Origin of the sequence: Streptococcus anginosus (genome assembly GCF_001697145.1) — a bacterium.
GTDB classification, from domain to species: domain Bacteria; phylum Bacillota; class Bacilli; order Lactobacillales; family Streptococcaceae; genus Streptococcus; species Streptococcus hominis.
Genome location: NZ_CP012719.1, coordinates 1219334 through 1243438, shown reverse-complemented (window position 1 = coordinate 1243438; position 24105 = coordinate 1219334). Strand labels below are relative to the sequence as shown.

The window sequence follows — 24105 nt, the reverse complement described above, 5'->3', positions numbered from 1 at the left end:
TTACTAAAATATAGCCTCCAATTATCTATGCTATCTATCTTGCTTTCCAAACATTTACTAAATGACATTGAATACAGGAAGATAAAATTAAAATTGATGAAAAAGTACAACATTTCAACAGAATTGTATTTATAATGTTTTGCGAGTGTGGTATAATAGAACTGCATAGAAAGATACAAAAAGGAGGCGGATGCAGTGAAGAAAGATGTAAAAGTTATTAAAGGTGATACCACACTGAAAAGAACTGCATCAGGCTGTGTTGAACGCTCAATAAAGAGAGTGGCAGCTTATTGCAGAGTTAGTACGGATACCGAAGATCAGATTAACAGCTACAATTCTCAGGTAGAACATTACACAGAATTTATACAGAAGAATAACGAGTGGACTCTTGCCGGAATATATGCTGACGAAGCGATAACAGGAACACAGGTTGATCGAAGAATTGATTTTCAAAGGTTGATAAATGACTGTATGAATGGCGATATAGATATGATAATTACAAAGTCTATATCAAGATTTGCAAGAAATACATTAGACACCTTAAAGTATGTAAGAAAGCTGAAAGAGTTTAATGTTGCAGTCTTTTTTGAAGAGGAAAATATAAACACCTTAACAATGGATGGGGAGTTGCTTCTAACAATTTTAAGTTCAGTTGCTCAACAGGAAGTAGAGAACATTTCAGCCAATGTCAAAAAAGGTTTGAGAATGAAGATGGAAAGAGGAGAAATGGTCGGCTTTCAAGGATGTTTAGGCTATGACTATGATCCAGAAACTAAAAGCATTTCTATCAATGAAAAAGAAGCTGAGATTGTAAGATATATTTTCAGAAGATACATTGAAGGTGTTGGTGGTATGGTAATCTCCAGAGAACTGGAAGAACAAGGATATTTATCGCCAAGAGGAAATAAAAGATGGACTGAAACAACTGTTTTAGGAATTATAAAAAACGAAAAATATAAAGGGGATCTTATGATGGGAAAGACCTATACGGTTGATCCTATTTCAAAGAGAAGATTGGACAATTATGGAGAACAGGATAAGTTTTATATAGAAAACCATCACGAGCCAATCATTTCGGAAGAAGATTTTGAAAAAGCTCAAGGTATTAGATTAAGAAGGTCAAAAAACAGAAATACTGTTGCCAACAATGGTGGTAAAAGAGAAAAGTATTCAAGAAAATATGCTTTTAGCAGTATGCTTGAATGTGGATTTTGCGGTCATAATCTTTCAAGAAGAAATTGGCATTCGAGTTCAGAATATACAAAAGTTATATGGCAGTGTGTCAATGCCACTAAAAACGGAAAGAAGTATTGTCCGCATAGTAAAGGGATTGAAGAAGAAGCCATAAAAAAAGCATTCATGGAAAGCTATCGTCAGGTATGCCACAATAATGTGGAAATTACCAATGAATTCCTTAAAACTGTGGAAGAGGAATTGAAAGACAACAGTTTAGCTAAAGACCTGAAGAAGATAACAAATCAACTTGATAAGATACTAAAGAAAGAAAAGGATCTTGTTGAGTTAAGGCTGAATGATTCAATCAGCATGGATATATATCAGGACAAGTATAATGAAATAGCTATTAGTAAAGAGAAACTACTTGCAGAAAAGAGGACTTTAGAGGTAACACTTACCGATGAAAAAGCATTGAAGAAAAGGCTTGAGGGATTTAAAAAATTACTTGAGTCCAATAAATACCTTGAGGAATTTGATAGAGCTGTATTTGAAAGTATAGTAGATAAAATCATCATTGGGGGAACTAATGATGAAGGAGAAATTGATCCTGCAATGATTACTATCATATATAAGACCGGGAAAAAGGATTCTCAGGACGGAAGATTATTTAAGAGCAGAAGAAAAAATGCTAAGGAAGTTAATGAGGAAACTGACAATAAATTGTATCCTCAATCAAGCGACGAGGTTAGTAATTTGTGTTCCTATCCTATGGACAACACACGTGGAGACGGTAGTCTTGATGTCAAAGGTGAACCCTAAGAAGTAAAAATAATGTAGTAAATAAAAGGCTTTTCAGAGAACTATCGTTAAAGAGTACGATTGGCTGCTGGAAAGCCTTTCTTTTTATGCTCGGAAATGGCTGTGTGGGAACTGGTCCATAAGACAAGGTTGACATTAGGAGATAGATAACAAGAAAAAAATGAACCCTGGGGTTCACCCTATAACGATTGTATATAAGGTGATAAAGATAAAAATCAATGATTTGAAAACTTTGGTATACAAATACCAAAATACATTGACAACAAACTTGCATGGTGATATAGTATCGTTAGAAGGTTTAGAATATCTAACAGCAGGAGGAGCTGCTCATGAAAAAGAATGATAAAAGAATCGATAGAGTGTATTCCTTCTTTAATGCTATAAGAGGGAATAATACGCCGAATGAATATCAAAGTGTTTTAGCTGTATTGAAAAAAGTAATGGTCCTTCAGGACTGTGCTCAAAACGAAATGGATTATGACGAATTGTATCAATTAATGGAAAGTGTTGCTACTGATTTTGAGATTCCTAATCCATTTCCAGAGAAAGAAAGATTTGTTGATATCTATAGAACTTTACAGGGATTCGATGAACTTAGTTGGACTGACATTTTAGAATATGGGGATGACAGATCAAAGTTTAGAGTTCCTGAGTCAGTTGTTGATGAAATGGAAAAGAATTTCATCGATGGTTTTCAAGAAGTTCTCATTGCAGAAGCGGAGAAGTTTTCACCATTTTTAGAAAGGCTTGTTGAAACACATTATGATTCTCATTTTACTTTGACAACAATGGATGCGTTTTATTACAAAGTCTTAAATGAGATGTTTGACGACAATGACATGGTTGATATCAAGCAGATAAATATATATCAGTATGAATTTACATCTGAAAAATTTGATTTGATTTTATCTGTTCCGGTGTTTGGTGTCAGAGATAAAGCTGATGAAAGTTCTGAGTTTATTTGCAGAGAGTATGACATGATTGCTGCCGAGAACTTAGCTCTTCATTTAAAAAGCGAGGGTATCTTGTCAATTGTGTTACCGGCTAAAATTACATTTGCTGGAGGAACAGTAAAAGAGTTAAGAGAGTTCTTGCAATCAATGTATTGCCTAAAAGAGATATCTGATTTGCCATCAGGGATTTTCGATAATACAGGAGTAAAGACATTCCTTCTTATTATTACAACTGGAAGAACAGATGAAGTTACCATCAAGAGATTTGTTTTTGAGGATGAAAATGCACGTAAAACAGGTAATAAAAAACTTGTAGTTCAAGATGACACTTTTGTACTCGAAGATGAGCTGACAGATATGGGAGATTGGAACGTTGATAGAATATTTGAAGCTCAAGACGAAGATTGGATAAAATTCCAGGAGTCAAATGTGAAAAAACAGGAGCTTGGAACGGTTGCTTCTATTTTTAGAGGAAAAGCAATCAATCGAAAAGATCCTAACGGAAGTATTGGTGTTGTTAATATTTCTAATATTGGTGAGTATGAAATTGATTATTCCTCTTTGGATCATTTAGATGAAGAGGATCGAAAGATTACAAACTATATTCTCCAGACAGGTGACCTTTTAATACCTGCAAGAGGAACAGCTATAAGAATAGCTATATTTGAGGAGCAGACATATCCATGTATTGCTTCATCGAATGTAATAGTTATTAGAGCTACAGACGAAAGCTTATCCACAATTTATTTAAAGCTATTCTTTGATAGTCCGCTAGGAAGAAAGATGTTAGTTACTAGACAGCAGGGTACTGCAGTAATGAATATCAGCTATAAGGAATTAAATAATATAGAAATTCCACTTCCTTCTATTGAAGAACAAAAATCAATAGCCGAGGAATATACAAAAGAACTTGAAGCATATAAGAAAGCCATCCAAGAGGCAGAAAATAGATGGAGTTCAACGTTATCAAGACTTCAAGCAAGAATTTAAGGAGGTCGTTAGATGTTAGGAGCGATTATCGGAGATATCGTCGGGTCTCGTTTTGAATGGAATAATCACAGAAGTAAAGATTTTGAGTTTTTAACTTATAAGTGTTTTCTTACCGATGACAGTATCATGAGTCTAGCAATTGCGCAGGCGATATTGGTAAGTAAAAAAGACCATAGTGATTTATCGAAAAATGCGGTTGAATGTATGCAGAACATTGGTAGAAATTATCCCGACTGCGGATATGGTGGAAGCTTTTATGGATGGATTTTTTCTGATGATCCTAAGCCATATAACAGCTATGGAAATGGAGCTGCAATGCGAGTAAGTGCAGCTGGTTTTGCTGCTAATAGTATTGAGGAAGCTAAGAAACTGTCAAGATTAGTGACAGAAGTTAGTCATAATCATCCAGAAGGAATTAAAGGTGCTGAAGCGACCGCTGTTGCGATTTTTATGGCCAAGACGGGAAGCAATATCTTTGAAATAAGAGATTACATTGATAAGAATTATTATCCAATGAACTTCACTTTGGATGAAATTCGCGATACATATCAGTTTAATGAAACCTGTCAGGAAACAGTACCACTAGCTTTACAGGCCTTCTTCGAGTCTACTGGATTTGAAGATGCAATTAGAAATGCAATATCTATTGGTGGAGACAGTGATACGGTTGCAGCCATCTGTGGTGGAGTTGCAGAAGCATATTATGGCATTCCGACAGATATAAGAAAGCATGCATTGACATTCTTAGATCAGAAGCTTATGCAGCTATTGATACTATTTGAAAACAAATATCCTCCGGTGATGGAGAAAATGCACGATGATATGAGCGTTAGAATAAAACGTTCTGAAGATAAAAAAGTTAAGACTGGAGGTCGAGAATCTATGATTCAATCAGCGACAGAGACAGCGGATCAAGAATTGAAAGATTCTATCCCTGAAAACGAAGAGACAACAAGTCAGAAGCTATTTGCTCATCTGTATGAAGCTTGTAATATTTTGAGAGGTCCAATTAACCAAGATGAGTTTAAGGACTATGTAACACCGATCTTGTTCTTTAAAAGAATAAGCGATGTTTATGATGAAGAAACTCAGGAAGCATTAGAACTTTCAGGTGGCGACGAGGAATTTGCTGCATTTGATGAAAATCACAGCTTTGTAATTCCAGAAGGTTGTCACTGGAAAGATTTAAGAAATGCAAGTCAGGATGTGGGTAAGATTATCGTCAAAGCTATGAATGGTATTGAACGAGCTAATCCAGGAACTCTTAGCGGAGTGTTCTCAAGTTTTGATGATGTTACTTGGACCGACAAAACAAAGCTTACAGATGAAAGATTAAAAGATTTGATCGAACACATGTCTAGTCTGAAGGTCGGAAATAAAAACTATAGCGCAGATGTAATGGGTGATGCATATGAATACCTCATCAAGAAGTTTGCTGACCTATCTAAGAAAAATGCTGGTGAATATTACACACCAAGAACGATTGTAAAATTGATGGTTATGCTGATGGATCCTAAGCCAGGAGACACTGTATACGATCCGGCTTGTGGGTTTCGTGTCATAATAATGACACAGGCAAATAGTCAAGTAAATACAAGGGTTTTAGAGCTTCTACCAAAGTTTAAAATCAAAAAAATGAATCGTTGGTGTGCTGTTTAGAGCAGTTATTACGAAAATAAATGTTGTAAACAGTACATCAGCATAAAGGAGGAACTCACATGTCTAAGGCAAAAAAAGACACGATTGAAGCAAAAGGTTTTGCTATTCAAATTTATACTGAAGACTTTCAAAACGACTATATAAGTCTAACGGATATTGCTAGATATAAAAGCGATGAACCAAGTGATGTAATTAAAAATTGGATGAGAAGAAAAGATACAATTGAATTTCTTGGTTTATGGGAAAGCTTAAACAACATGAATTTCAATTCGGTCGAATTCGACCGAATTAAATCGGAAGCTGGATATAATTCCTTTACACTGTCCCCTAAGAAATGGGTAGAAAAAACAGACGCAATCGGAATTATCTCAAAAGGCGGAAGATATGGTGGTGCATTTGCACATACAGATATTGCTTTTGAATTTGCTTCATGGATTTCTGCTGAATTTAAGATGTATGTAATTCAGGATTACAAAAGACTTAAGTCAGATGAAAACTCTAAGTTATCATTAGGTTGGAATCTTAATCGAGAAATTTCCAAGATTAACTACAAAATTCATACAGACGCAATCAAAGAATATCTCTTAAAAGATCTTACCAACGAACAGTTGTCTTACAAGTATGCAAGTGAAGCAGATATGCTCAATGTAGCCTTGTTTAACAAGAGAGCTAAACAGTGGCGTGAAGAAAATCCTGAGTTAAAGGGTAATATGAGAGACTATGCAAGTCTGAATGAATTACTTGTTCTTGCAAATATGGAAAGCTATAATGCAATTCTTATTGGTAAAGGTATGGATCAAAAAGAAAGAATGATAGAACTTAGAAAGCTTGCCAGAACTCAGCTGATGTCAATTGAAAAGTTGAACAATACAGGTATTAAGAGTTTAGAGGATAAATCAAAGAAATAGAGAGGTCTGTTATGAGATGGGCATTGAAAATTATCTTATTTCCAATAATATTGATCTTGTCGATACTAATTGCTTTTCTAAAATTTATTATAAAAGTTAGTGGAATGATTTTAGGTATAATATCTTTCCTAGTATTTATTGGAGCAGTAGCTTGCTTCATACAGAAAGATATGGTAACTGGAATAGTAGCATTACTTCTAGCATTCTTAATAAGTCCTTATGGACTACCTAAAATTGCACTGTGTATTACAGCATACCTTGAAGTAGCGAAAGATACATTAAAGGAAATATAAGAGATCTAAGACGATGGAATATAAATCTATCGTCTTTTTCTATTCCTAAATTTAAGAGAAAGGAGGCGATGAAATGAGTATGTATTTATTTGATGAACAACCTATACTGGCAAATAAAGCATTAGCCAGAGAATTAGGCTTAAATGAAGCTCTTGTGCTTCAACAAATAAATTACTGGATTGAGATAAATAAGAAGTCTGGTAACAATTATCATGATGGCAAGTATTGGACATATAACTCAATACGAGCATGGCAAGAAAAAGATTTTGATTATTTAAGTGTTGATACAGTAAAGAGAACTTTTTCTAAGCTTGAAAAAGCGGGCTATCTTTTAGTTGGAAACTATAATAAAGATCCTAGAGATAAAACGAAGTGGTACACAATAAATGACAAGAAATTAGAAGAACTTTATCTTGAACTAAATCAAAGAAAACAAGAGAAAGAAAGAGAAATATTAGAACAAGTAAGTAAAAGTGCAATGCCTAATGCATTAGGGCAAAATGCACCAATGGAAGATGGCAAAATCAACCAATGCAATGAGGCATTTAGCACCGATGCATTTGATGAAAATCTACCAGTGCATTATGGCAACTTGCATGAACCATTACCAGAGATTACTACAAATAATACATCAAAGATTACTTCATATATTTCTACAGAGAATTCCTCCCACCTACCCATCTGTGAAAGAGATCTGTTTTATTCAAGGGACGGAATGGAGGAAGGATGTAAAAAAATAAAATCATATAAATCTTGTTTAGAAGAATTAAGAGAAAGTACAGGATATAACGAACACATGAGGCTAGGTAATAAGATTATTGCTAAAACCTTTGATGAAATAATTAAAGTTTTAGCTGATGTTATGGTATTAAATGCAGAAGATACAGTAACAATAAATCAAACGAAATTACCAGCATATGTTGTTCAAGAGAGATTTAGAGAAATAGATTCTTCGCATATGGAGTATCTTGTAAATGCTTTATCAGAGAATGAATCAAAAATAAGAAATATAAGAGCATTTATTTTAACGGCAGCATATAATGCACCAAGAAATATGGATGCCTATTATACAGCACTTGTTAGTTATGATATGAGGGAAGGTGGTTACTGATGATAAATGAAGAAATTTCTAATAGAGTAGTTAATATTGAAATTAATGTCTTAAAGGCAACATATCAAGAAATCTTAAGCCAGGTAAAGAAGCTACAACAGAGATCAAAACAACATGGTGGCTTAGATAAACTTATAAAGGCTGAGGGAAATGAAGTCAAACTTAAAGATATGGTTAAGAAAGAGCAGCTTGAAGAAATCAATGTTAAAGATGGTGAATTAAAAGAATTAAAAAAAGAATTGAATAAATATGGCGTTAAATTCTCAGTGATGAAAGATAAGGAAACAGGTACACATTCAGTATTCTTCCAAGCAAAAGATACAAAAGTTATGAATAAAGCTTTTCAAAATGTGCTTTCAAATATTGAGAAGAAAGAGAAAAATAAGGAGTCAATTCACAAGAATATAGAGAAATTTAAGGAGATGGCAAAGAACACCATTTCTAAAGATAAAGTCAAGAATAAGCAAAAGGAGCAGAGCCTATGATAGATAAGATACTAAAGGACATCAAAGGCTTATTTAAGGTGCAAGATAAGGAAAAGTTTCTAAAACAGAACATTCCCTATCTTGCATTTTTCTATGTTGGCAATATCTTTTCTCACCATGTAAGAGCCTATACTGGTGGCGATGTGATAGACAAAATCTTCCAAGGAATATTGGAGCTTAATACTATGAGCTTTATTCCGAGTATTCATGGGGCTGATATTTTAATGGGCGTAGGAGTGGCAGCTATAATTAAATTTATTGTCTATACCAAAGGCAAAAATGCAAAAAAGTTCAGACAGGGGAAAGAGTATGGATCAGCACGATGGGGAACGAGAAAAGATATAGAGCCGTATGTGGATGAAAAGTTTCAAAACAATATCTTGCTGACACAAACCGAGCGATTAACAATGAATGGCAGACCGGCAAATCCAAAGTATGCAAGAAACAAAAATGTACTTGTTATTGGCGGTTCAGGCTCAGGTAAGACGAGATTTTATGTAAAACCGAACCTAATGCAAATGCACTCTTCATATTGCGTAACAGATCCTAAGGGAACGATAGTCGTTGAATGTGGCAAGATGCTTGAAGATAATGGTTATGAGATAAAAATTTTAAATACCATCAACTTCAAAAAGAGCATGAAGTACAATCCATTCGCCTACCTTAGAAGTGAAAAAGATATACTCAAATTAGTGCAGACAATCATTGCAAACACTAAGGGTGAAGGGGAAAAAGCAGGTGAGGATTTTTGGGTCAAAGCCGAAAAACTCTACTATACAGCTCTTATTGGATATATCTTCTATGAAGCTCCAAGAGAAGAAAAGAACTTTGCGACACTACTGGATATGATAGATGCTTCAGAAGTCAGAGAAGATGATGAAACATATATGAATCCTATTGATAGACTATTTGAAGCTTTGGAAAAGAAAGAGCCTACACATTTTGCAGTTAAGCAATATAAAAAGTACAAACTTGCTGCTGGAAAAACAGCAAAGTCTATTCTTATTTCATGTGGTGCAAGACTTGCACCTTTTGATATTCAAGAGCTTAGGGACTTGATGAAAGAAGATGAACTTGAACTTGATACACTTGGAGATAGAAAGACAGCATTGTTTGTCATTATTTCAGATACAGATGATACTTTTAACTTTGTGGTGTCTATTATGTACTCACAGCTATTTAACTTACTTTGTGATAAGGCAGATGACGAATATGGAGGAAGATTACCTGTCCATGTAAGGTGTTTGCTTGATGAGTTTGCAAATATCGGCTTAATTCCAAAATTTGAGAAATTGATTGCAACAATCCGAAGTAGAGAGATTTCAGCGAGTATTATCTTGCAAGCACAATCTCAGCTAAAGGCAATCTACAAGGATAATGCAGATACGATTGTAGGTAACTGTGATAGCACCTTGTTTCTTGGCGGAAAGGAAAAGACAACACTTAAAGAACTGTCTGAAACACTGGGTAAAGAGACCATAGACTTATATAACACTTCTGAAACAAGATCTAATGCCAATAGCTATGGACTGAATTACCAAAAGACAGGGAAAGAATTGATGAGCCAAGATGAGATAACGGTTATGGATGGAAGTAAATGTATTTTTCAGCTTCGTGGTGTAAGACCGTTTTTATCAGATAAATTTGATATTACAAAGCATAAGAATTACAAGTTACTTGAAGATTTTAATAAGAAAAATGCCTTTGATATTGAGGAATATATCAAGAGAAAAGGTAAAGTTAAGCTTAATAGAAATACAGTAATTACAAGATTGTAATATTTTCTGTTATAGCTTTATGTGGCATGGGTATATGTAGTATAATAAGATAAATTTGAATTTATGGAAGTGATTAGTGTATGAAGAAAGCAGTATTTATCTTGATGTTGATTCTGTTCATAGTAATCGATGTATATACCTTGTGGCTTATGTCACCTGATTTTTTGTTTCCAAAAAGAAGCATATATGTTACAAATCAAGATGACTATATAGTAGAAAGTGTAAAAGAATATTTTCACATTGAATATGATGTTAGTAAGATTGTTTATCAGCAAGGCTTTCCAGATGGCTATTCTTTGGATATATATGACGCAGTTGGAGAGAAACACGAAGAATTTGATGACACATTTAATGTTGCCGAAAGTGATAAAATACAACAATATTTTTTGAATTTAAAGCCAGATACACCCAAATATTTGATGCTATTCACGGCAGAACTTATAATTGAGTTCTTTGCAATTGCAGTGGTTATTATTGCTAATATAAGAAAGAATCGAAGAAAATACTTGGAAAATTGTTCATAAGTTTTGGGGTAACACGGATTAATAAGGTTGACAGTAATTTGTCAATTTCCAGTTTGTCGAACGGAATATAAAGTATTAAAGACGATAGAAAGAAAAAATCTATCGTCTTTTTTCATGCCTATTTTCAATTTATATTGCGATCAATAAATAGGAAAAACTCGCAAGAGTTGCTAACTAGTATTTCAAATGCCTCTCACTAATATATACATGACAAAATGCTAATTCCCTTAAATATGTTACAGAAAGTAAAGGAGAAAAGATGATCAGGATAAGAAGCCCTACCTAAAAGACAACTAAATATACAAATACTTAGCGATTGGAATTAACTTTTCAGTCGCTTTTTTAATTGGAGGAAAAAATGGAAAAAGAAATGATTAATATCAATGCCAATCTGTTAAAAAAACCTATTTTTGGAACTTTTACAAGAGGTGATGAAGAGGTTCAAGTTGTAAATTTTGCTCTTTCGAAAGGATATGGAAAAGGTAGAGAGTATATCAACTGTGCAGCCTATGGCAATAAATCTGAAGTGGCTAAGGAATTTTCAGAAGGTGATTTCATTCATGTATATGGCTACTTCAACAAACGAACTAAAAATGGAAAGACATATAAGAATTTTGTAGTTATGTCTATGAACAAAATTGAAAAGAAAGAAGAAAACGAGGAGGAATAAATAATGGATTTTTTCGTACAAGCAGTTAATGTATTAAAGATTTTGGTAATGGCAGTAGGTGCTGGTCTTGGAGCATGGGGTGTTATCAACCTTATGGAGGGATATGGTAATGATAACCCTGGAGCAAAATCTCAGGGCATTAAGCAGCTAATGGCTGGTGGAGGCATCGTTCTAATCGGATTAAAACTAATCCCATTACTTTCAAATGTATTGAAGTAAGGAGAGTAGCTTATGTTTGGTATTTTCGATAAGATAGAGGAATTTTTTAAAGAGCTTCTTCTCGGAGGTATCCAAGCAAATCTTGAGTCAATGTTTATCGACATTAATGATAAAGTCGGAGCAGTAGCAACCGATATAGGCAAGACACCAATGGGATGGAACTCAGAGGTATTTAACTTTATTAAGAGTATCAATGATAGTGTCATTATTCCAATTGCAGGTTTAATCATTACGGCAGTCTTATGTATTGAGCTGATAAATATGGTTATGCAAAAGAATAATATGCACGATACAGATACCTTTGAGTTTTTTAAATACATGATAAAGATGTGGATAGCGGTATGGCTAGTATCTCATGCCTTTACATTCTCAATGGCAGTCTTTGATGTTGCACAACACCTTGTAAATCAGGCGGCAGGAGTAATCAATACTTCTGCTACCGTTTCAGGTGATCAAATTGTTCAGATGGTTGAGGGATTAAAAGACAAAGGACTTGGAGAACTGGTGATGATACTCTTTGAAACCTCGCTTGTTAAAGTTGCAATACAGGTTATGTCGGTAGTCATAATGCTAGTTGTCTATGGCAGAATGTTTGAGATATATGTTTACTGTTCAGTTTCAGCAATTCCATTTGCCACTATGGGGAATAAGGAGTGGGGACAAATTGGAACAAACTATATCAAAGGTCTATTTGCTATTGGGCTTCAAGGCTTATTCTTGATTATATGCTTGGGTATTTACGCAGTTTTAGTAAAGACGATAAAGATAACGGACATTCATGCAAGTACCTTTATGATATTAGGCTATGCATTACTTCTTGGTCTAATGATGCTAAAGAGTGGAACGCTTGCAAAGAGTGTATTAAACGCACATTAAGGAGGATTTTTAATGATAGAAGTAAAGAAAAAGTTGTTTCCTGTTTCAATTATTGCAGTAGGAATTGGAGCATTTGCTATCTCGATTTTTAATAGGAACAAATTAAAGAATTTAGAAGATGAAGTAAAAAGTACAAGAGATGATGTGAAATCTATTCTTTGTTATCAAGAGCAGAAAAATGCATTCATTGAGTCAGAATTAGAAGAGATGAGAAATGAAGTTGCTTCATGCTATGAACATTTTGAAGCATTTTCAAAGGAAAAAGAAGATGGGAGGTAAGCTATGGGCTATGTACCAATTCCCAAAGATTTAAAAAAGGTAAAAACAAAGGTAGCCTTTAACCTTACAAGAAGACAATTAATTGGATTTACACTTGCTGGACTGGTTGGTATACCAGTCTATTTATTTATGAGAAAGTTTATGCCTAATGATATAGCGATACTGTTTTTAATTGTATCAACTCTTCCAATCTTCTTTGTAACACTATTTGAAAAAGATGGACTTACCTTTGAGAAATATTTTAAGCACATATATCTACACAAGTTTTATCAACCACAGAAGCGAGTGAGAAAGGAGGTTTACCTTGAACAAGAAAAGAAAAATACAGCAAATTCAGTTAGAAAAAAATCAAAAGGTATTAAAGGAAAACAAAAGAAACCTGAAAAAAGAAAAGCTGACTAAGCAGAAGAAAAAAGCTTCTCTAATCGACTTAATATTTAAGAAAGAGCCTAAGAGATATACTGTTGAAGACACAATACCTTATCTGAGAATGCTAAAAAGTGGAATATGCCAGCTTGATGAAAAGCACTATAATAAGTGTATTGCATTTCAGGATATAAACTATCAGCTTGCCTTAGCAGAAGATAAGGATTTGATTTTCAATCAATTTGCGAATGTCTTAAACTCTTTTGATCCAAGTGTAGATATTGAGTTTTCATATATCAATCAGCTTGGAAGAAATAATGAATTAAAAGCTGCTATTCAGATACCTGATAAAAATGATGGTTATGATGATATTCGATTAGAGTTTCGTGAGATGTTAAAAAGTCAGCTTGCAAAGGGAAATAATGGTTTAAAGAAATCGAAGTATATCACCTTTGGAGTTGAAGCGGATAGTTTGGAGCAAGCGACTGCAAAACTTGAGCGACTTGAGATTGATATATTATCAAATCTAAAGAGTATGGGAGTTCGTGCTGAGGGCTTAACTGGAGAAGAAAGATTAAAGGTATTGCATGATATTTTAAATCCAGATAAGCTCTTTTCTTTTTCCTATAAAGACTTAAAACCAAGAGAAAGTACAAAGACTATTATTGCACCAGATTCTTTTAATTTTGTACCAAGTAAGTATTTTAAGTTTGGAAAATATATTGGAGCTGTTAGTCATCTTCAAATACTTGCAAGCGAGCTATCGGATAGAATGCTTGCAGAATTTTTAGATATAGATGATAACATCAATATTTCTTTTCATATCAAGGCAGTTGAACAGACAGAAGCGATTAAGATGGTGAAAAGAAAAAATACAGATATTGATAAGATGAAGATTGAGGAAAATAAAAAGGCAGTTAGAAGTGGCTATGACATGGACATATTGCCAAGTGATTTAATTACCTATGGTGATAATATCAAGATGCTTTTAAAAGACCTTCAGACAAGAGATGAGCGTATGTTTATCGTAACGATTGTCTTTATGAATTTTGCAAGGACAGTACAAAAGCTAGATACGACTATTTCTCAGATTTCATCTATTGCAAGTAAGCATAATTGTAAGATTAAACGCTTAGATCATAGTCAAGAACAAGGTTTTATCAGTGTATTACCTCTTGGCGTAAATAAGATTGAAATAGATAGAGGGTTAACCTCATCATCTACAGCAGTCTTTTTACCATTTACAACAGAGGAGCTTTTCATAAACTCATCAAATAGCTTGTACTATGGATTAAATGCCTTAAGCCATAATCTTATTATGGCTGATAGAAAAATGCTTAAAAATCCAAATGGCTTAATTTTAGGTACGCCTGGTTCTGGTAAGTCATTTTCTGCAAAGCGTGAAATGGCAAATGCTATTCTTACAACCGATGATGATGTCATTATCTGTGATCCAGAGGGTGAATATGGCAATCTTGTTAAACAGTTTAAGGGAGAAGTCATAAAGGTTAGTGCAAAGAGTAAAGACTATCTTAATCCCCTAGATATAAATATGAATTATGGAGATGGTGATGCACCACTTAAGGATAAGGCAAATTTTATTATGTCTATGCTTGAACTTGTGGTTGGTGGTAGTGGACTTACAGCAGAAGAAAAGTCTGTTATAGATAGGTGTTTACCTAGAATTTATGAAAAGTATTTTGAAAATCCAATTCCAGAGAATATGCCTATACTTCAAGACCTTTACAATATGTTAAGAGGGCAAGAAGAAAAGGTGGGAAAGAAACTTGCAACAGAAATGGAAATCTATGTTTCAGGAAGTCTTAATGTCTTCAATCATCAGTCAAATGTAGATTTAAATAAACAGCTTATTTGCTTTGATATTAAAGAACTTGGAACGCAGCTTAAGAAGATAGGTATGCTTGTTATTCAAGACCAGGTTTGGAATAAGGTTTCTCAAAATAGAAATACTGGCAAAAGTACAAGGTATTACATTGACGAGTTTCACTTGCTTTTAAAGGATGAACAGACTTCACAGTATTCGGTGGAAATCTGGAAGAGATTTAGAAAATGGGGAGGTATTCCAACAGGAATTACACAAAATGTCAAAGATCTACTTGCAAGTAAAGAAATTGAAAATATTTTCGACAATACGGATTTTATTCTAATGCTTAATCAAGCAACAGGTGATAGAGATTGGCTTGTTGTAAAGCTTAAAATTTCAAAGGATCAGGAAAAATTTGTTACCAATTCAAGAGCTGGTGAAGGTCTGATTTTCTTTGGAAACACCATTGTCCCATTTGTAGATAATTTCCCTAAAGACACAATCCTATATCAAAAGATGACTACAAAACCTGAAGAAGTGAGGTAGCATCTTATGAGTAAAAAAAGAAAGCGAGATTTGAATGAAAAATTAAAGGCAAGAGAAGAGAGAACTATCACAAAAACTGAAACAGATGATGTCTTGGATTACAAAAGAAAAACTGGAGATGATTACAGGGATAAGGTAGTTAAAGAAGAAAACAGATTTCAAGAAAAAATCCATGATAAGATAAGTAAAAGAGCTGATATTACTAGTGAAATAGAAACAAGTAACAAGAGCAAAAATGCTATAAAAAGAAATATTCGAAGTAACAGTTTTCAAGCCGAAGTAGCCAAGTCAGATTATCAAACAGAGGTTAAAGAAAATCGTATCTATGATCCTTTAGCAAAAGACCAAGATGGTGATGGTGTTATTGATAGATATGATAATGACTTTAGAGTTAGCGATGTATCTTATGAGCCTTTAGGTAATAAAAAATCCAAACTTCATGAAAAGCAGAAGAAATCACTTAAAAGAAAGAACTATTCTGATAAGCTCTTTACAAGAAAAGGTGCAGATAAGAAAAAAGAAGATAATATTAACGCTTCTAACACTGGTAAAGAAGTCATCAAAGATAGGGAAAAGAAGAATCAGCTTTATAAAAGGTATAACAAGGAAACCTTAGTCGGTGGAAGTGTGATTGGAGCTGCAAAACTTGGTGAGGTTACAAGTGTTTATCTATCATCTGGTAGTGATGAAAATGCATCTGTTGAAGCTGCTGAAAAAGGCTTATGAAGTTCCTCTAAACTTATTCATGGTGTAAAAAATTATTCGGACAAGAGAAAAAGTAAGAAGCTATATGATTTAGAAAAGAGCGATAGGAAAATCCAAAGTAGAAAATCTAAGCTTCAGTTTAGAAAAAGCATGGACGAGGTTAAGAAGATCGACCAATATAAAAAAGCAAATGCTTATAAAAAGTTTCAAAAGAAGAAACAGATGAAGTCAGCCATCTATAAACAAAATAAGACAAGAATTAGAGATAGAGTTAAAAAGACACTGATGGATACATTTAAGGTATCTAAAGACTTCATCATAAGAAAAGCAAAAGTGGTAGCAATCATAATGGCCGCCATAATTATTTTTGGAACTTTTGTATTTAACTTTGCAAGCATGACAATGGGTGGATTTGCTAACTCTACAAGTAGTGTTTTAACAACATCATATTTATCAAGACCAAATGTTTTAACTGAGATTAACCAAAGCTTTTCAAACAAGGAGAATGACTTATATAGCGAGCTTGAAAATGTAGAAAAGAATAATCCCGGATACGATGAATATATCGTAAGAAAAAATGGAGATATTGGTCATAATGTTCATGAGCTTTTATCCTACATCACTTCAAGATGTGGTGAAGTAAAGAGTTTGTCTGAAGTTAGTAATATTTTAGATGACTTGTTTAAGACTATGTACCATGTCGATTATAAAGAGGAAATAGAGATAAGGTATAAGACTGTAACTGGAACTTACACTGATGAAGAGGGGAACGAATATACCGAGAGCCATGAAGAACCTTATGAGTATAGAAAGCTCATTGTTACTTTAAGTAAAAGAGAAATGGATAGCGTGGTTCGAGAAGTCTTCGTTAAGTATCCAGACAATTTAAAGCATTATGAAGCACTATTCCTTGCACAGGGGAATATGGGCGAAATGTTTGGCAACACGAATCTCATTACTGCAAATGGTGGCATAGGTGGAGGAAAAGAATACGAAGCATCGTCTGATGTTCAAAAGAAAATTGTAAATGCAGCATATATTACTCCATCACCTGGAGCAGGTTGGTGTGCAATGTGGGTTTCTCAGGTTTATCAAAATGCAGGTCTTGGATATATCGGAGGTAATGCTAATGATATGTACCGAAACCATACATTTACTTCTGATAGATCAAAGTTAAAAGTAGGAATGCTTGTAGCAGTTGAAAGTAGCAGTAGTGGTGGACAAGCCGGACTTACTTATGGTCATGTCGGAATTTATATTGGTGATGGTAAGGTAATGGATAATATCGGAGTAGTTAGGGTAACAACCTTAGATGATTGGATTGCAACATTCTGTAAACACCATCCAGTAGGATTTGGATTTCCACCAAACGTACAAAGATAGAAGGGAGTGGAAAATGTGAATAGGGAACTGAATACTGTTAATAAAAAAATTCAAAAGTTATTAGATAAGAAGGCTCAGATCGATAAAGATTTAGAGCCTTTATTTATTCGTAAAGATGAACTATTAGACCAGGAGTATGTAGTGATTTGTAGAGATAACAATATCACTCTTGAAGAATTAGTGAAGATGTTCAAAGAGAAAAAAGAAAAGGAGAAATATAGTAATGAAAAGCAAATTGAAGAATAAGAAAGTATTGGCCGCACTTATTGGAGCAGCGTTACTTTTGGTTTCAATTATAGGTGTGATGACTGTAAATAAGCAGATTGTATTTGCAAAAGATGGAACTGTACTTTCAATGCTTAATCCGATTGAAGCTCTTGCAGAAACGGAAGAGAAATTTGAAGTAAAGATTAAATATGTATTTTCAGACGAGAAAGTATTTAAAGAGGAAATTATAAAAGCGGATAAAGGACAAATCCTTGATAGTGGTGATTTGCCAATGTTACCTGACGATATGAAATTCATTGATGATTTTCTTTATTATGAAGTCAAAGGTGATGGAAAAGATGAGATTATCCGTAAGATTGAAAAGATTGTAAAAGATAAAGCAACTCAGACTGAAAATGAGAAAGATAAAGAAAAGAAGCTTGAGGAAGTAAAACAGGATAAAGCCACTCAAACAGAAGAACCTAAGAAAGATTCATCAGCTCAAACTGATATTACTAAAAATGATTTAGATAAGATGGATAAGGAGTCTAAAGAATTAAAAGAAAAGGTAGATAATCTTAGTAAGGAACTTAAGGATAAAGATAAGCTAAGTGATAAGCAAAAAGATAAAATCAAAAATCTTGAAGATGAAATTGAGTCTTTGGAAAAGAAAATCAAAAAGGACAAGGACTCTGTTGATTCATCGAAAGAAAATATTGAGCTTAAAAAATCTATTGAAGAGTTAGAAAAGAAGACTAAGGAACTACAGGAAAAGCTCAATTCCATAAATAAGATAGGGACTAATTCTAATTCAACTATCTCAAATCCAGTACCAAAAAATAATGAACCTTTTAGCAAATTTATTCCAAGCACACCTATAAATACAGGAAAAGGTAGCGATGCTTCTGGTAATACTTCAACACCGACATCTAAGACTGAAAATAAGGTAGAAACTAAGTCAGATAAAAAAGAGGAGAAACAGGAAATCCGTTATCCGAATAAGCTAACACCTAAACAGACTTCAAGTAATGGAGATACGTCTTCTATTGATGGAACAAGTAAGCATGTAAATACCAATAAAGGAGTAGAGTCAGCACCATCAAAGGCAAGAGGATCTGTTATAGAGAATAAGGATAATGCAAACAAAGATTATCCAATTCACCACAACGATGGTAAAGATAATAAGTCTACGGATATGTATTCAGCAGACGCAAGACAGTTTGTAACTTTTACAACTAAAAATGGAAAGACTTTTCATCTAATCATTAATCATGATGAAGAAAGCGAGAACGTAATGCTTTTAACAGAAGTTTCAGAAGATGATTTGTTAAATATGGTTGAAAAGAAAGAAACACAAAAGGAGATTGTAAAGGAAGATCCAATAAAAGAAGAGCCTAAACCAGTGAAAAAAGAAGAGAGTAGCAATATAGGAACATATTTAATTCTAATTCTTGTAGTTGCTGGAGCATTAGGTGCTGGTTATTACTTTAAGGTTGTTAAAAAGAAAGAGAATGAAGAACTTGAAGCATTAGAAGATGATGACGATGATTTTTTCTCAGAAGCTGATGAAAGTGAAGAAGATATAGATGAATTAGAAGAAAATGAAAACTAATCATATTATCTCCACTTTAAAATGCCACTGAAATGTGAAGATGGACTTTTTGCACCAAATATTATACAATATTTGGTGCAAAGGAGGTGGCATATTGCATGACTTATAAAGACCAAATTATGGATAGAATAGATAATTTAAGCTCAAAGGAAGTTTTTATAGCAAATGATTTTTTTGATATTGCTGGATATGAAACGATTCGTAGCACATTGAATCGCCTTGTAGAAGATGAAGAGATAAGTCGCATTATGAATGGTATTTATTATAAACCAAAATTTATTGAATTGATTGGAGAATACGAAGCTCCATCGGTTAATGAAGTTGCTAATGCCATTGCTAGAAAATATAATTGGACGATTGCACCGTCAGGAAATACGGCACTTAATTTATTAGGATTATCTACTCAAGTTCCTGCTAAATGGACATATATATCTGATGGTAGGTATGTTGATTTTAAGTTTGGGAATATAACCATTGAATTTAAACGTAGAAATAATGGAGATATTTCAAAGATGTCAACACTTACAGCGATGGTTATACAGGCGGTTAAGGCAATTGGAAAAGATAAAATTACAGATGAGCAGATTGATTATTTAAGAGAAAAGTTATCTGATAAAGAAAAAGAGGCTTTGATGGAACATGGAAAAACTACAAGTGTTTGGGTATATCAAGTTCTCAAGAGAATATGTGAGGAATAAATATGTTTGAGTATAAAAGAATTACAAAAGAGGAATTAGAACAAGTCATAAGAAACGCTTCGCAAAAAATAGGTGTAAGCGAAGTGATTCTTGAAAAAGATTATTGGGTATGCTTTGTGCTTAATTATCTTTTTTCTAAATGTAAATGGAAAGATGCTTTTACTTTTAAAGGAGGAACTAGTCTTTCAAAATGTTTTAATTTAATTCAGAGATTTTCTGAAGATATTGACTTAATATTGGATTGGAGAGTTATTGGATATAACTTTGACGAACCATGGGAAGATCGTTCGAATACAAAACAAGATAAATTTAATAAAGAATCTAATCAAAAGACCGAAGAATTTTTAAAGAATGAGTTTTTACCTCAAATGAATGAAGACTTAAAGAAACTATTAAATGATGAATTTAAGATAGGTGTAGATGAAAGAGATGAGCAAACCATTCTGTTTGAGTATCCGAAAGTATTTCGTTCTTCCTATTTAACACAGGCAGTAAGGTTAGAAATAGGAACTCTTGCAGCATGGACACCTTCGGAAGTGGTTGCTATAGTACCAGACTTAAAGAAAATTTATCCAGTGCTTTTTGAGGGTGATTTTATAGAAGTCAGGACAGTTCTTCCAGAACGAACATTTTGGGAAAAAGTAACTATTCTTCACCATGAGGCGAATAGACCAAAAGATCTTCCAATGCCTAAACGATATGCAAGACATTATTACGATTTGTTTTGTATTGCAAACTCAAAATATAAGGATAGAGCTTTTCAGAGTTTAGACCTTCTTGAAAAGGTGGTATTTTTTAAACAGAAATTTTATCCGAGAAAATGGGCGAAGTATGAAGAAGCGAATTCAAAAAATATAAGACTTATACCAAATACTTATAGATTGAAAGAAATTGAAGAAGATTATAAAAATATGAGAGAAATGTTTTTTGGGGATTATCCAAGCTTTGATGAAGTTATGAGTCAAATAATGGAACTTGAGAAAGAAATACACAAAATTAAATAAAGCACCAAAAACAATACAATATTTGGTGCAGATGGGACGAGGGATATATTCTTTCGTCCTTATTTTTTGAAAGGATGATAATATGGATTTAGTTATTGCAGAAAAACCGAGTGTAGCTATATCAATTGCAAAGGTAATAGGAGCTACAAAAAAGAAAGATGGATACTATGAGGGAAATGGATATAGGGTATCTTGGTGCGTGGGTCATCTAATTCAGATGGCAAATCCTGATAGCTATGATGAAAAGTATGCTAAGTGGAATATGGAGGATTTACCGATTGTTCCAAGTGAGTATAAGTATGAGGTTTCAAAATCTACTAAGAAACAATTTAGTGTCTTGAAGAGACTATTGAATGATAAAGAAGTAGAGAATGTAATAAATGCTTGTGATGCTGGTCGTGAAGGAGAAAGCATTTTTAGACTTGTCTATAATCAAGCAAATTGTAAAAAGAAGATGAAACGACTTTGGATTTCATCAATGGAAGATAGTGCAATTAAAGATGGTTTCAATAACTTAAAAGATGGAAGTTACTACGATGATTTATTTGAATCCGCCAAGGCAAGAGCGATTGCAGATTGGCTAGTTGGGATGAATATTAGTAGGCTTTATTCTTGCCTGTATAAGCAAAATTATAGTGTGGGAAGAGTACAAACACCTACACTTGCAATGATTGTAAATAGGGATGATGAAATCAGTAATTTCAAGAAAGAAAAATATTATACAGTTGAGCTTTCTTTAGATAAATTTTCACTTTCTACAGACAGAATTGATGACAAGACTACCACAGAGCAGCTTATCAATTTAGTAGGTAATTCCATAGAAATTACTGATGTCTTGCAAAAAGAAAAGATAACAAAGCCTGAGTTACCATTTGACCTCACAACACTTCAAAGGGAATGTAACAAGTATTTTGGATATAGTGCGAAACAGACACTTGATTATGCTCAAAGTCTTTATGAGAAGAGACTTATCACATACCCAAGAACTGACAGCAGATGCCTGACTGAAGATATGATTACAAGCGTAATTAACAATATATTAGGCAAGAATGACTTTGATACTGAAAGAATTAAGATAGTGTTTAACTCCAAAAAAGTTACGGATCACCATGCGATTATACCGACAATCAGCTCATTAAAAGAAGATATTTCAACTCTTCCAGAAAGTGAAGCAAAGGTATATAGACTTATATTAAATAAACTTCACGCAAGTGTTGGATACCATTTAGTAGAAAATACTACAAAAATTGTTGCTGAGTTTGATGGCTTTGAATTTACAAGTAGTGGCAAAGTGATAATTGATGAGGGATTCACTAAGTATCTAAAAGAATATAAAACGAAGAAAACAGAAGATATACTACTCCCAGATATAAAGGTTGTAGATGTATTTGAAATAAAAAATAAAGAAATAAAAGAGAAATATACAACACCACCTAAACATTTTACGGAAGATACACTTTTAAAGGCTATGGAAGTAGCGGGTAATGACACCTTAGAAAAAGGCATTGAGGTAGAAAGAAAAGGACTTGGTACACCGGCAACTCGTGCAGGTATTATTGAAAACTTGATTTTCAAAGGTTTTATCGAAAGAGATAAAAAGAATCTAATTGCAACCAATAAAGGAATTAGTTTGGTGACTATTGTTTCAGATACTTTTAAATCGGCAGAAACTACTGCTGAATGGGAAATGAAACTATCTGATATTGCTAATGGAAAGGCGAATAAGGATGATTTCTTAAAATGTATTGAGAATGAAATAAGAGAAACAGTAGGGATATATCGTAAATAATTTTTAGGGGAATGAGAGCTGATCTTGTTCCCTTATTTTATTGGAGGTGATTAAAATAGATGAGCTAAATGTATTAGAACTGTTTGGTGGTATAGGTGCCATTAGAAAAGCTTTAATAAGGCAAAAAATATCTCATAAGACAGTGGATTATGTAGAGATAGATAAGAATTGTGTTAAAAGTTATAATGCACTTTATGGCGAAGAATTTGAGCCTAAGAGTATAGTAGATTATTATCCACCAGATGAAAAAATAGATTTATTAATGCATGGTAGTCCATGTCAAGATTTTAGTCGAAGTGGCTTAAAGAAAGGTGGCACAAAAGGTAGCGGTACAAGAAGTAGTCTTCTTTTTGAAACAATACGAATAATAGAAGAAATGAATATAAAGCCCAAGGTTGTGCTTTGGGAAAATGTAAAGGGAGTTCTCGATAGAAATTTGAGAGCTTCCTTTTTTCATTACCTAAAAGAAATGGAAAGGCTTGGTTATGAGAATAAGTATGAAATTTTAAATGCTATGGACTTTGGAATACCACAAAAAAGAGAGCGTATCTTTGTTGTAAGTATCTTAGGTGAAAACTACTTTAATTTTTCTTCTTTAGAAAAGATAGAGGCGAAGGATATATCTAAGTTTTTAGAAGAAGATGTCTCTAATCTTTATGAAGTAAAGCAAGAATCAATGCTTTCTCATATTAGAGGAGATCCTACAAATAATCATTTCAAGGGCAGATTAAAAGTTATTGATAAGTTTGCCTACACCATTTCAACAAAACAAGTACGCATTCCCAATTCAGGAATTATTGATATAGGAAACAGTAAGTATAGGTATTTAACAGAACGAGAATGCTTTAGGCTAATGGGTTTTGATGATGAAGACTTTAATAAACTCAAAGCTATATATCCAGGAAGAAAAGGTAAATTATCGTCAATACTGTATAAACAAGCTGGAAATAGCATTGTCGTAAATGTGCTAGAAGCAATATTAAAAGAAATTTTGAAGAACTAGGAGGTAAAGATGAGAACGAATGATTTTTACAACATAATTGAGCTTGTAAAAAGAGATGTTTTAGATAGTGAAAGAGAATATCTGAAGCTCTTAAAAGTCATTGGAAATAACCAAAGATACGACTTTTTAAGTCAACTTAGTATCTGTGATAAAAATCCCAATGCAACTGCTTGTGCAAGCTTTGATATGTGGAGGGAAAGATTTAATCGAACTGTTATGAGAGGGCA

General features: G+C 33.4%; 21 protein-coding genes and 2 pseudogenes. All 23 read left to right on the top strand.

Annotation, left to right across the window (positions count from 1 at the left end; all coding sequences use genetic code 11):
- The first annotated feature begins 195 nt into the window (after positions 1-195).
- The 23 genes and pseudogenes from SanJ4206_RS06010 (at position 196) to SanJ4206_RS05905 (ending at position 23878) form a co-directional block, all read left to right on the top strand.
- Positions 196-1995: a recombinase family protein gene (locus tag SanJ4206_RS06010; RefSeq protein WP_003029095.1), complete on the top strand. Its 1800-nt coding sequence runs from the start codon at positions 196-198 to the stop codon at positions 1993-1995.
- Positions 1996-2324: 329 nt separating this feature from the next.
- On the top strand, positions 2325-3938 hold the full coding sequence (locus tag SanJ4206_RS06005) for a restriction endonuclease subunit S (RefSeq protein ID WP_003029099.1): 1614 nt from the start codon (positions 2325-2327) through the stop codon (positions 3936-3938).
- Positions 3939-3950: 12 nt separating this feature from the next.
- A pseudogene (locus SanJ4206_RS09950) lies at positions 3951-4730 on the top strand (ADP-ribosylglycohydrolase family protein); the annotation flags it as partial.
- Positions 4731-4739: 9 nt separating this feature from the next.
- Positions 4740-5597 carry a type I restriction-modification system subunit M gene (locus SanJ4206_RS09945; protein WP_335743665.1) on the top strand — a complete coding sequence of 286 codons (858 nt, stop codon included), beginning with the start codon at positions 4740-4742 and terminating at the stop codon, positions 5595-5597.
- Between the two features lie 59 nt (positions 5598-5656).
- Positions 5657-6505, top strand: coding sequence for a KilA-N domain-containing protein (locus tag SanJ4206_RS05995; RefSeq protein ID WP_157622068.1), 849 nt, complete (start codon positions 5657-5659; stop codon positions 6503-6505).
- Positions 6506-6516: 11 nt separating this feature from the next.
- Positions 6517-6798, top strand: coding sequence for a CD1845 family protein (locus SanJ4206_RS05990; RefSeq protein ID WP_157622067.1), 282 nt, complete (start codon positions 6517-6519; stop codon positions 6796-6798).
- Positions 6799-6871: 73 nt separating this feature from the next.
- Positions 6872-7909, top strand: coding sequence for a DUF6017 domain-containing protein (locus tag SanJ4206_RS05985; RefSeq protein ID WP_157622066.1), 1038 nt, complete (start codon positions 6872-6874; stop codon positions 7907-7909).
- A complete protein-coding gene (locus tag SanJ4206_RS05980) occupies positions 7909-8394 on the top strand; it encodes a PcfB family protein (RefSeq protein WP_157622065.1) in 486 nt (161 codons plus the stop codon). The genes SanJ4206_RS05985 and SanJ4206_RS05980 overlap by 1 nt, the downstream gene beginning before the upstream one ends.
- Complete coding sequence (locus SanJ4206_RS05975) at positions 8391-10172, top strand: VirD4-like conjugal transfer protein, CD1115 family (protein ID WP_157622064.1); 1782 nt, start codon at positions 8391-8393, stop codon at positions 10170-10172. Before SanJ4206_RS05980 ends, SanJ4206_RS05975 begins: the two co-directional genes overlap by 4 nt.
- A gap of 80 nt (positions 10173-10252) precedes the next feature.
- A complete protein-coding gene (locus SanJ4206_RS05970; protein WP_003029110.1) occupies positions 10253-10696 on the top strand; it encodes a hypothetical protein in 444 nt (147 codons plus the stop codon).
- Between the two features lie 358 nt (positions 10697-11054).
- A complete protein-coding gene (locus SanJ4206_RS05965; protein WP_157622063.1) occupies positions 11055-11366 on the top strand; it encodes a single-stranded DNA-binding protein in 312 nt (103 codons plus the stop codon).
- Between the two features lie 3 nt (positions 11367-11369).
- Positions 11370-11585 carry a Maff2 family mobile element protein gene (locus SanJ4206_RS05960; protein ID WP_000345446.1) on the top strand — a complete coding sequence of 72 codons (216 nt, stop codon included), beginning with the start codon at positions 11370-11372 and terminating at the stop codon, positions 11583-11585.
- A 12-nt stretch (positions 11586-11597) separates the two neighbouring features.
- Entirely contained in the window at positions 11598-12461 is an 864-nt protein-coding gene (locus SanJ4206_RS05955) for a VirB6/TrbL-like conjugal transfer protein, CD1112 family (RefSeq protein ID WP_000466903.1), read from the top strand.
- 12 nt (positions 12462-12473) lie between these two features.
- Positions 12474-12740, top strand: a complete 267-nt coding sequence (locus SanJ4206_RS05950) for a hypothetical protein (protein WP_000573637.1) — start codon at positions 12474-12476, stop codon at positions 12738-12740.
- Between the two features lie 3 nt (positions 12741-12743).
- Positions 12744-13142 (top strand): PrgI family protein, encoded by a 399-nt coding sequence (locus SanJ4206_RS05945; protein WP_000542590.1) that lies wholly within the window; start codon positions 12744-12746, stop codon positions 13140-13142.
- Positions 13045-15477: a VirB4-like conjugal transfer ATPase, CD1110 family gene (locus tag SanJ4206_RS05940; RefSeq protein ID WP_157622062.1), complete on the top strand. Its 2433-nt coding sequence runs from the start codon at positions 13045-13047 to the stop codon at positions 15475-15477. The genes SanJ4206_RS05945 and SanJ4206_RS05940 overlap by 98 nt, the downstream gene beginning before the upstream one ends.
- Before the next feature lie 6 nt (positions 15478-15483).
- Positions 15484-17565: pseudogene (locus tag SanJ4206_RS05935) on the top strand (CHAP domain-containing protein).
- A 15-nt stretch (positions 17566-17580) separates the two neighbouring features.
- Positions 17581-17811 (top strand): conjugal transfer protein, encoded by a 231-nt coding sequence (locus tag SanJ4206_RS05930; protein ID WP_157622129.1) that lies wholly within the window; start codon positions 17581-17583, stop codon positions 17809-17811.
- The gene (locus SanJ4206_RS05925) at positions 17789-19384 is read left to right on the top strand and encodes a CD1107 family mobile element protein (protein ID WP_157622061.1); all 1596 of its coding nucleotides are present in this window, start codon (positions 17789-17791) and stop codon (positions 19382-19384) included. Before SanJ4206_RS05930 ends, SanJ4206_RS05925 begins: the two co-directional genes overlap by 23 nt.
- 98 nt (positions 19385-19482) lie before the next feature.
- Positions 19483-20082, top strand: coding sequence for a DUF6088 family protein (locus SanJ4206_RS05920; protein ID WP_157622060.1), 600 nt, complete (start codon positions 19483-19485; stop codon positions 20080-20082).
- Between the two features lie 2 nt (positions 20083-20084).
- Positions 20085-21086 carry a nucleotidyl transferase AbiEii/AbiGii toxin family protein gene (locus tag SanJ4206_RS05915; protein WP_157622059.1) on the top strand — a complete coding sequence of 334 codons (1002 nt, stop codon included), beginning with the start codon at positions 20085-20087 and terminating at the stop codon, positions 21084-21086.
- Positions 21087-21168: 82 nt separating this feature from the next.
- A complete protein-coding gene (locus tag SanJ4206_RS05910) occupies positions 21169-22875 on the top strand; it encodes a DNA topoisomerase 3 (RefSeq protein WP_157622058.1) in 1707 nt (568 codons plus the stop codon).
- A gap of 55 nt (positions 22876-22930) precedes the next feature.
- Positions 22931-23878, top strand: a complete 948-nt coding sequence (locus tag SanJ4206_RS05905; protein ID WP_222702862.1) for a DNA cytosine methyltransferase — start codon at positions 22931-22933, stop codon at positions 23876-23878.
- Positions 23879-24105: the final 227 nt, after the last annotated feature.

Bases quoted from the DNA above. Each gene is read 5' to 3' on its own strand.
- SanJ4206_RS05925 (WP_157622061.1), top strand. From the start codon at position 17,789: ATGAAAAGCAAATTGAAGAATAAGAAAGTATTGGCCGCACTTATTGGA.
- SanJ4206_RS06005 (WP_003029099.1), top strand. From the start codon at position 2,325: ATGAAAAAGAATGATAAAAGAATCGATAGAGTGTATTCCTTCTTTAAT.
- SanJ4206_RS05980 (WP_157622065.1), top strand. From the start codon at position 7,909: ATGATAAATGAAGAAATTTCTAATAGAGTAGTTAATATTGAAATTAAT.
- SanJ4206_RS09945 (WP_335743665.1), top strand. From the start codon at position 4,740: ATGGAGAAAATGCACGATGATATGAGCGTTAGAATAAAACGTTCTGAA.
- SanJ4206_RS05975 (WP_157622064.1), top strand. From the start codon at position 8,391: ATGATAGATAAGATACTAAAGGACATCAAAGGCTTATTTAAGGTGCAA.
- SanJ4206_RS05910 (WP_157622058.1), top strand. From the start codon at position 21,169: ATGGATTTAGTTATTGCAGAAAAACCGAGTGTAGCTATATCAATTGCA.
- SanJ4206_RS05920 (WP_157622060.1), top strand. From the start codon at position 19,483: ATGACTTATAAAGACCAAATTATGGATAGAATAGATAATTTAAGCTCA.
- SanJ4206_RS05955 (WP_000466903.1), top strand. From the start codon at position 11,598: ATGTTTGGTATTTTCGATAAGATAGAGGAATTTTTTAAAGAGCTTCTT.
- SanJ4206_RS05985 (WP_157622066.1), top strand. From the start codon at position 6,872: ATGAGTATGTATTTATTTGATGAACAACCTATACTGGCAAATAAAGCA.
- SanJ4206_RS05965 (WP_157622063.1), top strand. From the start codon at position 11,055: ATGGAAAAAGAAATGATTAATATCAATGCCAATCTGTTAAAAAAACCT.
- SanJ4206_RS05990 (WP_157622067.1), top strand. From the start codon at position 6,517: ATGAGATGGGCATTGAAAATTATCTTATTTCCAATAATATTGATCTTG.
- SanJ4206_RS05915 (WP_157622059.1), top strand. From the start codon at position 20,085: ATGTTTGAGTATAAAAGAATTACAAAAGAGGAATTAGAACAAGTCATA.
- SanJ4206_RS05950 (WP_000573637.1), top strand. From the start codon at position 12,474: ATGATAGAAGTAAAGAAAAAGTTGTTTCCTGTTTCAATTATTGCAGTA.
- SanJ4206_RS05995 (WP_157622068.1), top strand. From the start codon at position 5,657: ATGTCTAAGGCAAAAAAAGACACGATTGAAGCAAAAGGTTTTGCTATT.
- SanJ4206_RS05945 (WP_000542590.1), top strand. From the start codon at position 12,744: ATGGGCTATGTACCAATTCCCAAAGATTTAAAAAAGGTAAAAACAAAG.
- SanJ4206_RS05960 (WP_000345446.1), top strand. From the start codon at position 11,370: ATGGATTTTTTCGTACAAGCAGTTAATGTATTAAAGATTTTGGTAATG.
- SanJ4206_RS05970 (WP_003029110.1), top strand. From the start codon at position 10,253: ATGAAGAAAGCAGTATTTATCTTGATGTTGATTCTGTTCATAGTAATC.